8 protein-coding genes are annotated in these 12,521 nt (G+C 71.0%); 7 read left to right on the plus strand and 1 reads right to left on the minus strand.

The window, feature by feature from the left end:
- Positions 1-334: 334 nt before the first annotated feature.
- The 4 genes from E4U92_RS01795 to E4U92_RS01810 all read left to right on the plus strand — a co-directional run bounded on the left by E4U92_RS01795 (position 335) and on the right by E4U92_RS01810 (position 4,116).
- Positions 335-1,018 (plus strand): PadR family transcriptional regulator, encoded by a 684-nt coding sequence (locus E4U92_RS01795; RefSeq protein ID WP_137298447.1) that lies wholly within the window; start codon positions 335-337, stop codon positions 1,016-1,018.
- Positions 1,019-1,062: 44 nt separating this feature from the next.
- A complete protein-coding gene (locus tag E4U92_RS01800; RefSeq protein WP_137298448.1) occupies positions 1,063-2,145 on the plus strand; it encodes an inositol-3-phosphate synthase in 1,083 nt (360 codons plus the stop codon).
- A gap of 92 nt (positions 2,146-2,237) precedes the next feature.
- Positions 2,238-3,506: an MFS transporter gene (locus tag E4U92_RS01805; RefSeq protein WP_137298449.1), complete on the plus strand. Its 1,269-nt coding sequence runs from the start codon at positions 2,238-2,240 to the stop codon at positions 3,504-3,506.
- 124 nt (positions 3,507-3,630) lie between these two features.
- On the plus strand, positions 3,631-4,116 hold the full coding sequence (locus E4U92_RS01810) for an LppU/SCO3897 family protein (protein WP_137298450.1): 486 nt from the start codon (positions 3,631-3,633) through the stop codon (positions 4,114-4,116).
- A gap of 117 nt (positions 4,117-4,233) precedes the next feature.
- Here the strand turns inward: E4U92_RS01810 and E4U92_RS01815 are convergent, their stop codons facing one another.
- On the minus strand, positions 4,234-5,676 hold the full coding sequence (locus E4U92_RS01815; protein ID WP_137298451.1) for a CCA tRNA nucleotidyltransferase: 1,443 nt from the start codon (positions 5,674-5,676) through the stop codon (positions 4,234-4,236).
- 278 nt (positions 5,677-5,954) lie between these two features.
- On the opposite strand from E4U92_RS01815, the gene E4U92_RS01820 reads away from it, so the two are divergent.
- From E4U92_RS01820 to E4U92_RS01830, 3 genes are all read left to right on the plus strand, one after another.
- Positions 5,955-8,366 (plus strand): DUF6049 family protein, encoded by a 2,412-nt coding sequence (locus E4U92_RS01820; protein WP_137298452.1) that lies wholly within the window; start codon positions 5,955-5,957, stop codon positions 8,364-8,366.
- A gap of 43 nt (positions 8,367-8,409) precedes the next feature.
- Positions 8,410-10,692 carry a murein biosynthesis integral membrane protein MurJ gene (gene murJ / locus E4U92_RS01825; protein ID WP_137298453.1) on the plus strand — a complete coding sequence of 761 codons (2,283 nt, stop codon included), beginning with the start codon at positions 8,410-8,412 and terminating at the stop codon, positions 10,690-10,692.
- 138 nt (positions 10,693-10,830) lie between these two features.
- Positions 10,831-12,516, plus strand: a complete 1,686-nt coding sequence (locus E4U92_RS01830; protein WP_137298454.1) for a protein kinase family protein — start codon at positions 10,831-10,833, stop codon at positions 12,514-12,516.
- Positions 12,517-12,521: the final 5 nt, after the last annotated feature.

Genomic DNA, 12,521 nt, shown 5'->3' on the forward strand with positions numbered 1-12,521 from the left:
GTGCGCGCCTGGAAACGGCAGCTGGTTTCCGGTCCCCCCGAAGTACGGACGGGGTCGGTTCCCCATTCACCCGTACGGCACCAAGAGTCTCGACGCCCCCCGGCGTCTCGCGGTTCCCGGTGGTGTGCATGCCGCACAGACTACGGGCCGTCAAAACCCGTCGAGTTCCGAAGTTCACCCCAAACCCGGCAACTTGCTGCGAACGAAACGGTGATGTGATCCCGTTCACCGTCTCCCCTCTTGTCCCGTGCGGAAGGCCGTTCTATCGTCGTGATGTATCGAGTCGATACATCAGCGCGAGATAAAGTGCGACGACAGGAGAGGAGGGCGACCCATGAGCCGACGTTCCGGCATCCTCGAGTTCGCCGTCCTCGGCCTGCTCCGCGAGTCTCCGATGCACGGCTATGAGCTGCGCAAACGACTCAATACATCCCTGGGGGTGTTCCGGGCGTTCAGCTACGGGACGCTCTACCCCTGCCTCAAGACGCTGCTCGCCAACGGCTGGTTGACGGAGGAACCGGGGCACAGCCCCGAGGACGCCCTCGCCACCACCCTCGCGGGCCGTCGCGCCAAGATCGTCTACCGGTTGACGGCGGAAGGTAAGGAGCGCTTCGAGGAACTGCTCTCCCAGACGGGGCCCGACGCGTACGAGGACGAGACCTTCGCCGCTCGCTTCGCCTTCTTCGGGCAGACCTCCCGCGACGTGCGCATGCGCGTCCTGGAGGGCCGCCGCAGCCGTCTGGAGGAACGCCTGGAGAAGATGCGCGCCTCGCTGGCGCGCACCCGGGAGCGCCTCGACGACTACACACTCGAGCTCCAGCGCCACGGAATGGAGTCCGTGGAGCGCGAAGTGCGCTGGCTGAACGAGCTCATCGAGAGCGAGCGGGCCGGACGGGACCTGAAGGGTGCCGGCTCCGGGGGGACCGCTCAGCAGGACACCACCACTGGATCGACGGGCGGCCTGCCCCGTCCCGGGGACGCCCCCGGGACGGATACGCCCGGCGACACCGCCACGTGAGCGCCCAGTCAGGGCCTCACTCGTACACACAGGGAGCAACCGGAATGGGTTCGGTTCGCGTAGCCGTCGTCGGCGTGGGCAACTGCGCCGCTTCGCTGGTGCAGGGAGTCGAGTACTACAAGGACGCCGACCCGGCGTCCAAGGTGCCGGGCCTGATGCACGTCCAGTTCGGCGACTACCACGTCAAGGACGTCGAGTTCGTCGCCGCCTTCGACGTGGACGCCAAGAAGGTCGGTCTCGACCTCGCGGACGCGATCGGCGCCTCCGAGAACAACACCATCAAGATCTGCGACGTCCCCACCACCGGGGTGACGGTCCAGCGCGGTCACACCCTCGACGGCCTCGGCAAGTACTACCGCCAGACCATCGAGGAGTCCGCCGAGGAGCCGGTGGACGTCGTCCAGGTCCTGAAGGACAAGCAGGTCGACGTGCTCGTCTGCTACCTGCCGGTGGGTTCCGAGGACGCGGCGAAGTTCTACGCCCAGTGCGCCATCGACGCCAAGGTCGCCTTCGTCAACGCCCTCCCGGTCTTCATCGCGGGCACCAAGGAGTGGGCCGACAAGTTCACCGAGGCCGGTGTCCCGATCGTCGGCGACGACATCAAGTCCCAGGTCGGCGCGACCATCACGCACCGCGTCATGGCGAAGCTGTTCGAGGACCGCGGTGTCATCCTGGACCGCACCATGCAGCTGAACGTCGGCGGCAACATGGACTTCAAGAACATGCTCGAGCGCGAGCGCCTGGAGTCCAAGAAGATCTCCAAGACGCAGGCCGTCACCTCCCAGATCCCCGACCGGGACCTCGGCGAGAAGAACGTCCACATCGGCCCGTCCGACTACGTCGCGTGGCTCGACGACCGCAAGTGGGCCTACGTCCGCCTCGAGGGCCGCGCCTTCGGTGACGTCCCGCTGAACCTGGAGTACAAGCTCGAGGTCTGGGACTCCCCGAACTCCGCCGGCGTCATCATCGACGCCGTGCGCGCCGCGAAGATCGCCAAGGACCGCGGCATCGGCGGCCCGATCCTGTCGGCCTCCAGCTACTTCATGAAGTCCCCGCCGGTCCAGTACTTCGACGACGAGGCCCGCGAGAACGTCGAGAAGTTCATCAGCGGCGAGGTCGAGCGCTAAGCACGGCACCGCACAGCAACGCTCCTGCCAGGGCTCACAGGGTCCCCGGGTCACTCGATCCGGGGACCCTGCCGTGTGTGAGGCTGTCCGCCATGGCCGTCGTCCCTGATCTGCGCGTTCTGCTGCGCTTCGGCGCCTTCCGGCGCCTGCTCGCCGTACGGCTGCTCTCCCAGTGCGCCGACGGCGTGTTCCAGGTGGCGCTCGCGACGTACGTCGTCTTCTCCCCCGAGAAGCAGGCCTCGGCCGGTGCCATCGCCTCCGCCATGGCGGTCCTGCTGCTGCCCTACTCGCTCGTCGGCCCCTTCGCCGGCGTGCTGCTGGACCGCTGGCGCCGCCGGCAGGTGTTCCTGTACGGCAACCTGCTGCACGCCGCGCTCGCGACGGCCACCGCGGCCCTGATGGTCGCGCAGGTCCCCGACTGGCTGTTCTACGTCTCCGCGCTGTGCGTGACAGCCGTCAACCGTTTCGTCCTGGCCGGGCTGTCCGCGGCCCTGCCCCGCGTGGTGGACGCGGAGCGGCTCGTCCTGGCGAACTCCCTGTCCCCGACCGCCGGGACGCTCGCCGCGACCGCGGGCGGCGGACTGGCCTTCGTCGTACGGCTGGTCGCGGCGGACTCCGACGCCGCCGTGGTGCTGCTGGGGGCCGGCCTGTACCTGTGCTCCGCGCTCGCCTCCCTGCGCATGGCGCCCGACCTGCTCGGTCCCGACCGCGCGCTGGTGCGCCCGCGCCTGTCGGCGGCGCTCAGGGGCACGGCGAGCGGTCTGGCGGCCGGGGTGCGGCACCTGACCGAGCCGCGGCGCCGGACGGCGGCGTGGGCGCTCGGCTCCATGACGCTGATGCGGTTCTGCTACGGCGCGCTGACCGTGATGGTGCTGATGCTCTGCCGCTACGCCTGGTCGTCCGGCTCCGACCCGGACGCGGGGCTGGCGCTGCTGGGGCTGGCGGTGGGCGTCTCCGGCGCGGGCTTCTTCGTGGCGGCCCTGGTGACGCCGTCGGCGGCGGGCAGGCTGGGCCCGGTCCGCTGGACCGTCGTGTGCGCGGCCGCGGCGGCCGTCCTGGAACCGGTGCTCGGGCTGCCCTTCCGCCAGGGCCCCGTCCTCGTCCTCGCCTTCCTGCTGGGGCTCGTGACGCAAGGGGCGAAAATAGCCACCGACACCCTCGTCCAGTCCGGCGTCGAGGACGGCTATCGCGGACGGGTCTTCTCCCTCTACGACGTCCTGTTCAACGTCGCCTTCGTGGGCGCCGCCGGGGTGGCCGCCCTGATGCTCCCACCGGACGGCCGGTCGGCGGCCCTGGTGGTAACGATCGCCGTGATCTACGGAGCGGTTGCGGCGGCTATGGCCCGCTTTGGACGCCGCTGAGTGTCACATCCGAGCCACAGAGTCCCCTCAGGTGTCAGCGGTGTCAGTGGTGGCCGGTAACTTACGTGCGTCTTATGCGCTTCTTATCTGAGCGCCCACCAACTTTTCACAGGGGGACCCCTACGTGACCACGACGCCGCCCCAGGGCCAGAACCCTTACGCGCAGGACCAGAACCCCTACGCCCAGGGCCAGCCGCAGCAGCCGGGCCAGGCGCCCTACGCCCCGTTCCCCAACCAGGGTGTCCCCGCGCCGCAGCCGCCCCGCCGCAAGGTGAGCTTCAAGCTCATCAAGAACATCGTCATCGCCGTCGTGGTCATCGGCGTGGCGGTCGGCGGTTACATAGCGAGCCGGGACGACGCGGACACGGCCGCGGTCGGCGACTGCATGCACCGGGGGAGCAACTCCGACACCGACCCGGACCTCGAGGTCGTCGACTGCAAGTCGTCCAAGGCCCAGTACGTCGTACTGGCCAAGATCAAGGGCAAGTACGCGGGCGAGGTGACCGCCTCCACGAAGTGCGAGGCCGAGGCCAAGGACTTCGAGTACACCTACACCGAGTCCGGCGACGGCAGCGACTTCCTGCTCTGCCTGAAGGACTACGCCAAGTAGGACACCCACCGCGCGGTGATGTTTCACGTGAAACACCGCCCCGCACCCGGGTGACAGCACGACGGCGGCACGGCAACGGGGTCATGTTTCACGTGAAACATGACCCCGTTGCGTTCCTCAGCCCTGAGCGGCCCACCACTCCTTCAGGGCCGCGACCGCGTCGTCGTGCTCCATCGGGCCGTTCTCCAGCCGCAGCTCCAGCAGGTGCTGGTAGGCCTTGCCGACGACCGGGCCCGGGCCGACGCCCAGAACCTCCATGATCTGGTTGCCGTCGAGGTCGGGACGGATGGCGTCCAGCTCCTCCTGCTCCTGCAGCTCGGCGATCCGCTCCTCCAGCCCGTCGTACGCCCGCGACAGTGCGGCCGCCTTGCGCCGGTTGCGGGTCGTGCAGTCGGACCGGGTCAGCTTGTGGAGGCGCTCGAGCAGCTGGCCGGCGTCCCGGACGTAGCGGCGCACCGCCGAGTCCGTCCACTCCCCGGTGCCGTAGCCATGGAAGCGCAGGTGCAGTTCGACCAGCCGGGAGACGTCCTTCACCAGCTCGTTGGAGTACTTCAGCGCGGTCATGCGCTTCTTGGTCATCTTCGCGCCGACCACCTCGTGGTGGTGGAAGGAGACCCGGCCGTCCTTCTCGAAGCGCCGCGTGCGCGGCTTGCCGATGTCGTGCAGCAGCGCGGCCAGCCGGAGCGTGAGGTCGGGGCCGTCCTGCTCCAGGTCGATCGCCTGCTCCAGGACGATCAGCGTGTGCTCGTAGACGTCCTTGTGCCGGTGGTGCTCGTCGCTCTCCAGCCGCAGCGCGGGCAGCTCGGGCAGCACCCGGTCCGCGAGGCCCGTGTCCACCAGCAGGGTCAGGCCCTGCCGGGGGTGGGCGGACAGGATCAGCTTGTTCAGCTCGTCCCGGACCCGCTCGGCGGAGACGATGCCGATGCGGTCGGCCATGTCCGTCATGGCCGTGACGACCTCCGGGGCCACCTCGAAGTCGAGCTGGGCGGCGAAGCGCGCGGCCCGCATCATCCGCAGCGGGTCGTCCGAGAACGACTCCTCGGGCGTGCCCGGCGTGCGCAGCACCCGGGCCGCGAGGTCACCGAGACCGCCGTGCGGATCGACGAACTCCTTCTCGGGCAGCGCGACGGCCATCGCGTTCACGGTGAAGTCACGGCGCACCAGGTCTTCCTCGATGGAGTCGCCGTAGGACACCTCGGGCTTGCGGGAGGTGCGGTCGTAGGCCTCCGACCGGTAGGTCGTGACCTCGATCTGGTAGCCGTCCTTCTGGGCACCCACCGTGCCGAAGGCGATCCCCACCTCCCACACGGCGTCCGCCCAGGGACGGACGATCTTCAGGACGTCCTCGGGGCGCGCGTCGGTGGTGAAGTCCAGGTCGTTGCCGAGCCGCCCGAGCAACGCGTCCCGGACCGAACCGCCGACCAGGGCGAGCGAGAACCCGGCGGCCTGGAAGCGGCGGGCGAGGTCGTCGGCGACCGGCGCGACCCGCAGCAGCTCGTTGACCGCGCGGTGCTGCGCCTGGCTCAGGGCACTGGTGTTGTCTTCGTTGGCGTTCGGCACAACAGGAAAGGGTACGTGGCCCCGGAGGCGCCCCGCGCCCCGACGAGGGCCGGGCCGTCCGACCGCGGCAGGGCCGGACACCTCCCTCGATACACCCACAAGATCAGCGCTTGTGGTGTTCGGCGGCGCTCCTCTTTATACGTGCACATAGAGGACGGACCGGCGGCCTCTTGCTGATCTTGCGGAGGACTCCGCGGCACTTCCTCTCAGCGCACCTCGTTACCATGCGTGGACGCACATTCCGACGACCACTGACGACGACGAGGGACGGCGAACGCGTGGCCGAGGCGGCAGACACCCCGGGGACGACTCCCTCACCTGCCCGCCGGTGGCTTCGGCGCACCGGAGCACTGCTCGCTGGAGCGCCCCTGCTGGCCGGGCTGCTCCAGCTGCCCGCGGCCGGTTCCGCACAGGCGGCCGGCGCGGAGGGCGCGCGGGACGCCTCGCGCTCCGGCTCGGTGGCCGTGTCCGTGGATTCGCTCACCCCCAGCGCCCCCACCGACGGGGACACGGTGACCGTGTCCGGCACCGTGACCAACAAGGGCAAGCAGGCCGTCACCGACGCCCACGTCGACCTGCGGGTGGGGTCGGCGCTGACCACGCGGTCGGCGATCGCCGACGCCGCCCGGCGGGCCGACGCGCTGCCGGGCACCGACGGCACCGAGGTGGGCGGCGCGTACAAGGCGGAGTTCGACAAGCTCACGCCCGGCGTCGCCGAGCACTTCACGATCTCCGTGCCCGTCGACAAGCTCGACCTGGGCGGGGACGGCGTCTACCCGCTGGGGGTCGCGCTGTCCGGGGAGACGTCCGCCCAGCCGTGGGACCAGGTGCTGGGCATCCAGCGCACCTTCCTGCCCTGGCAGGCCGACGAGGCCGACACGACGACCAGGACGACGGTGCTGTGGCCGCTCGTCTCCAGCGTGCACATGACGGCGGAGACCGGCTCGAACCAGCAGCAGACGCCGGTGTTCCTCGACGACGACCTCGCCACGGAGATCGCCCCCGGCGGCCGCCTGGACCAGCTTCTGGCCCTCGGCAAGGACCTCGACGTCACCTGGGTGATCGACCCCGACCTGCTGGCGTCCGTGGACGCCATGGCGGGCGGCTACCGCCTCCGCGTCGACAGCGACACCACCGAGCCCGGCACGCACCAGGCCGTCGCCCAGCAGTGGCTCGCCAAGCTCCAGGACGCGGTGACCGGCAAGGAGGTCGTGGCCCTGCCGTTCGCGGACCCGGACCTGGCCTCCCTCGCGCACAACGGCACCCGCGTCGCCGGCTCGCTCAGCCAGCTGAAGGCCGCCACGGACGTCGCCGCCACCACGGTGGAGACCGTGCTGCACGTGACGCCGAGCACCGACTTCGCCTGGCCCGTGCAGGGCGCCGTCGACCCGTCGATCGTCAAGGTCGCCACCTCCGCGGGTGCCGACAAGGTCATCGCCCGCAGCGACAGCCTCCAGGAGACCGGCGGTCTGGCGTACACGCCGTCCGCGGCCCGCCCGATCGGCGGGGGCACCACGGCGGTCGTCGCGGACAGCAGGCTGTCCCGGGCCTTCGAGGGTGACCTGACGAAGGCGTCCGCGGCGACGCTGGCCGTGCAGCAGTTCCTCGCCCAGAGCCTCGCGCTCGGCCTGCAGACCGACAAGCAGCGCAGCGTCGTCGTCGCGCCGCAGCGCCTGCTCACCGCGGGGCAGGCCCGGGCGATGGCCGAGGCGGTGTCGGCGCTGCAGGGCAGCACCTGGTCGCAGCCCCAGGACCTCACCGCGACCGCCAAGGCCAAGCCCGACCCGGACGCCACCACCAAGGTGCCCTCCCGCTCGGCGTACCCCTCCGCGCTGCGCAAGCAGGAGCTTCCGCGGACCGCGTTCCAGGAGATCGCCACCACGCAGCAGCGGCTCGACCGCTTCAAGGTGATCCTCAGCGACCAGTCCCGGGTGGTGACCCCCTTCGGGCGGGCCGTCAACCGGGAGATGTCCGCGTCGTGGCGCGGCCGGTCCGGCGCGGCCGGCGAGTTCCGCCAGGCGGTGCGCAGCTATCTCGACACGCTCGCCGGCCGGGTCAGGCTGATCGACAAGTCACCGACGAAGCTGTCCGGGCGCAGCGCCATCATCCCGGTGACCGTGCAGAACAACCTGGTGCAGGGCGTCGGGCACCTGGTGCTGCGGCTCAGCTCCACCAACCCGACCCGCCTGGAGATCAGCGGCAAGGACTACGACGAGCAGCCCATCGCCGTCTCCGGCGGGCACAGCACCACGGTGAAGTTCACCACCTCGGCCAACGCCAACGGCCAGTCCACGCTCGTCGCCCAGCTCTACACGCAGGACGGCCAGGCGTACGGCGCCCCGGTCACGTTCGACGTGAAGGTCACCGAGATCACGGCCACGGTGATGCTGGTCATCGGCGGCGGTGTGCTGCTGCTCGTGCTGGCCGGCTTCCGGATGTACACCCAGCGCAAGCGCGCGGCCGCCCGTGAGGCGGAGCAGACGCCGGAGGACGACGGCACGGACGGGACCGAGGCGGCCGACGAGCCCGCCGGTGGTGCCGGGAACCCGCAGGACACCGGGGACCGTCTCCCGGAGGAGGCCACCGCCCGCCCCCGGGCGGACGACCCGCAGCAGCCGAGTGACGGGACAGCGGACACCGCAGCGGAAAGCGCCGACCCGTCCGGCACGGGTGAGAGAGTGGACCGTTGAGGATGTCGTGGCCGGCGGCCCGGAACGATGAGGTGGGGTAACCATGAACGCGCCGTACGACGGTGACCGCGGTCAGGCCGCGGGCAGCTCGGGGTACCCCGACGGCCCGCCGCCCGAGCACGGCCAGGTGCCCCAGCAGCACCCCGCGGACATGTACCTCCAGGACGCCTACGACGAGGACCCCTACCGCGCGCAGGACCTCACCGCGCAGGACCCCGTCGCCGAGGCGCTCTACGACCGTGCCTCGCACCCCCCGCCGCCCCCCGGCACGTACCAGCAGCCGCAGCAGCCGCTGTACGGCCGGCCGCAGCAGTCGCCGTACGCGCCCGACCCGCGCGTGTGGGCGCAGACCCCGGCGCCCGAGCCGGACGGCGCCACCCAGTACCTGCCCTACGGCGACGACCCGCGCACCACCCAGTACGTGGGCGTGGACGACCTGGTGTCGCACTCCGGTGAGGAGCAGCACGAGCCGGACGCCTTCGCGCACCTCTTCCGCGACCAGCAGCAGAGCGGCACCCGCCCGCTCGCGGACTCCCCGTCGGTGCCCGGCCCCGCCGCGGCCCCCGGCGGACCGGGTCCGGTACAGCAGTACGCCGCGGCGTCGGCGCCCGCCGACGACCGGACGATGAACCTGGGCACCACGCCCGCCGAAGCCACCGCCCCCGTCGCGGCTGCCGCTCCGGCCGCCAAGAAGGGCGGCCGGGCCGGGGGGCTGCTGAAGTCCAGCGCCGTCATGGCCGCCGGCACGATGGTGTCCCGGCTCACCGGCTTCATCCGCTCGGCGCTGATCGTCTCCGCGCTCGGCGTGGGCCTGCTCGGCGACACCTTCCAGGTGGCCTACCAGCTCCCGACGATGATCTACATCCTCACCGTCGGCGGCGGCCTGAACTCCGTGTTCGTGCCGCAGCTGGTGCGCGCCATGAAGGAGGACGAGGACGGCGGCGAGGCCTACGCCAACCGGCTGCTCACGCTCGTCATGGTGGCGCTCGGCCTGCTCACCGTCGCCGCGATCTTCGCCGCGCCGCTGCTGATCCGGCTGCTGTCGGACAGCGTCGCCAGCAACCCGGCCGCCAACGACGTCGGCGTCACCTTCGTGCAGTACTTCCTGCCCTCGATCTTCTTCATGGGCGTCCACGTGGTGATGGGACAGGTCCTCAACGCGCGCGGCAAGTTCGGCGCGATGATGTGGACGCCGGTCCTGAACAACATCGTCATCATCGTGACGCTCGGCATGTTCATCTGGGTCTACGGCACCGCCGCCGACTCGGGCATGCAGGTCACCACCATCCCGGCCGAGGGACAGCGCCTCCTCGGCGTCGGCATTCTCCTCGGTCTGGTCGTCCAGGCGCTCGCGATGATCCCGTACCTGCGGGAGACCGGCTTCCGGATGCGGCTGCGCTTCGACTGGCGGGGCCACGGCCTCGGCAAGGCCGTCACGCTCGCCAAGTGGACCTTCCTGTTCGTCCTCGCCAACCAGGCGGGCGCGCTCGTGGTGTCCCAGCTGTCCACCGCCGCCGGTCACGACTCGCCCGTCGACGGCACCGGCTTCGCCGCCTACGCCAACGCCCAGCTGATCTGGGGCCTGCCGCAGGCCATCATCACCGTCTCGCTCATGGCCGCGCTGCTGCCGCGCATCTCCCGCTCGGCCGCCGAGGGCGACGGCGGCGCCGTCCGCGAGGACATCTCCCAGGGGCTGCGCACCACGGCCGTCGCGATCGTGCCGATCGCCTTCGGCTTCCTCGCGCTCGGCATCCCGATGTGCACCCTGATCTTCGGCTCGTCGGGCACCAGCGACGCCACCAACATGGGGTACATGCTGATGGCCTTCGGCCTCGGCCTGATCCCCTACTCGGTGCAGTACGTCGTCCTGCGCGCCTTCTACGCCTACGAGGACACCCGGACGCCCTTCTACAACACGGTCATCGTCGCCGCCGTCAACGCCGGCGCCTCGACCGTGTGCTTCTTCGTCCTGCCGGCCCGCTGGGCCGTGGTCGGCATGGCCGCCTCCTACGGGCTCGCCTACGCCATCGGCGTCGGCGTCGCTTGGAACCGGCTGCGCAAGCGGCTCGGCGGCGACCTGGACGGCGCGCGGGTGCTGCGGACGTACGCGAGGCTGTGCATCGCCTCCGTCCCGGCCGCCCTGCTCAGCGGCGCGGCCTGCTACGGCATCGGACGCACCCTGGGCCAGGGGGCCGCCGGGTCCTTCGTCGCGCTGCTGGCCGGCGGGGCCGTCCTGCTGGCCGTCTTCTACGTCGGCGCCCGCCGGATGCGCATCGAGGAGCTCAACTCGCTCGTCGGTACCGTCCGCGGACGCCTGGGTCGCTGAGTCGGGGGGTAGGCGCACAACCATCGTCCGCCGCCGCGTGTCGTGCATAGCGTCGGACTGTGGGCACAATTGGTTTCGGCGTCGGACGGCGTGCTCGAGGTCGCAGGGCACGCACTGGATGGGGAGGCAGGAACGACGGTGGCGGAACGGAGCACGGCTGCCGTCGACGTGGCAGACAACAGCGGTGACGAGCCGCTGACCGCACAGGCGGACAAGGCCACGGCCGACGGGGTGGCCACGAACCGGGAGCGGGACACGGACAACGACGAGGCACAGGGGAGCGGGGGGACCGAGCGTCCCGGGAAGGCCTCACCGCCCGAGTTGCACAGCGGCCACAAGCTCGCCCGACGCTACCGGCTCGAGGAATGCGTCACCCGTCTGGACGGGTTCAGCAGTTGGCGCGCGGTCGACGAGAAACTCCGGCGTGCCGTCGGCGTCCACATCCTGCCCGCGGACCACTCGCGGGCCCGCTCCGTCCTCGCCGCCGCCCGCTCCTCCGCGCTGCTCGGCGACCCGCGCTTCGTACAGGTGCTGGACGCCGTCGAGGAGAACGACGTCGTCTACGTCGTCCACGAGTGGCTGCCCGACGCCACGGAGCTGACGACCCTCCTCGCCGCGGGACCGCTGGAACCGCACGACGCCTACCAGATGGTCAGTCAGGTCGCCGCCGCCATGGCCGCCGCGCACCGCGAGGGCCTGGCGCACCTGCGGCTGAACCCCAACGCCGTGCTGCGCACCTCCACCGGCCAGTGGCGCATCCGTGGTCTCGCCGTCAACGCGGCCCTGCGCGGGGTCTCCTCGCAGACGCCCCAGCGCACGGACACCGAGGCGATCGGCGCCCTGCTGTACGCGGCACTCACCCAGCGCTGGCCGTACGAGAACGACGCCTACGGACTGTCCGGGCTGCCCAAGTACATCGGCCTCATCGCGCCGGACCAGGTGCGGGCCGGCGTCCACCGCGGGCTGTCCGAGCTCGCCATGCGCGCCCTCGCCAACGACGGGGCGACCGCCTCGCGGCACGAGGCCGCGTGCACGACGCCCGAGGAACTGGTCAAGGCGATCGGTGAGATGCCCCGCATCCGCCCGCCCGAGCCGGCGTTCACGGCGCCACCGGAGTACCAGCGCACGACGTACCAGCAGGGCACGTACGGCCGCCCCGCCCCCGCGGGCGGCGCGCAGCCGCTCACCGCGCCGCCGGCCCTGCAGAGCCGCACCGGCCGGGCCCTGAAGTGGGCCGTCTCGGCCCTCCTCATCGCCGCGCTGGGGCTCGGAAGCTGGCAGCTCGCGGACGCCCTCATGGACCAGGGCAACCAGTCCGACGACAGCAACCAGACCCAGACCACGGACGGCAACGACAAGAGCCCGGTCAAGCCCATCAGCCGGCCCCTCACCATCGCCGGCGCCCGGGACTTCGACCCGTTCGGTGACGGGTCGGAGAAGCCGGCCGACATAAGCAAGACGTACGACGACAGCACGGCGACCTACTGGCAGACGAACTTCTACCAGGGCGCCGCGTTCGGGAACCTCAAGCCCGGCCTCGGTGTCGTCCTGGACCTCGGCAAGGTCCAGCAGGTCGGCAAGGTGACCGTGACCTTCGTGGGCTCCACCTCGGTCGAACTGCGCACCGCGTCCGCCGACGCCGGGTCGGAGCCGACGACGTTCGAGGCCTTCACCAAGGTCGCGGAGGGGACGGGCACCACCGTGACCCTCAAGCCGGGCCAGTCCGTGAAGACCCGCTACCTGCTGGTCTGGCTGACCAAGCTGCCGATGACCGAGGAAGGCACCTACCGCGGCCGTGTGGCGGACATCAAGGTGACCAGCTAGGCCGA

Origin of the sequence: Streptomyces galbus (genome assembly GCF_005280195.1) — a bacterium.
Classification (GTDB): domain Bacteria; phylum Actinomycetota; class Actinomycetes; order Streptomycetales; family Streptomycetaceae; genus Streptomyces; species Streptomyces galbus.

Coding starts and splice junctions, on each gene's coding strand:
- E4U92_RS01795 (WP_137298447.1), top strand. CDS start 335: ATGAGCCGACGTTCCGGCATCCTCGAGTTCGCCGTCCTCGGCCTGCTC.
- E4U92_RS01800 (WP_137298448.1), top strand. CDS start 1,063: ATGGGTTCGGTTCGCGTAGCCGTCGTCGGCGTGGGCAACTGCGCCGCT.
- E4U92_RS01805 (WP_137298449.1), top strand. CDS start 2,238: ATGGCCGTCGTCCCTGATCTGCGCGTTCTGCTGCGCTTCGGCGCCTTC.
- murJ (WP_137298453.1), top strand. CDS start 8,410: ATGAACGCGCCGTACGACGGTGACCGCGGTCAGGCCGCGGGCAGCTCG.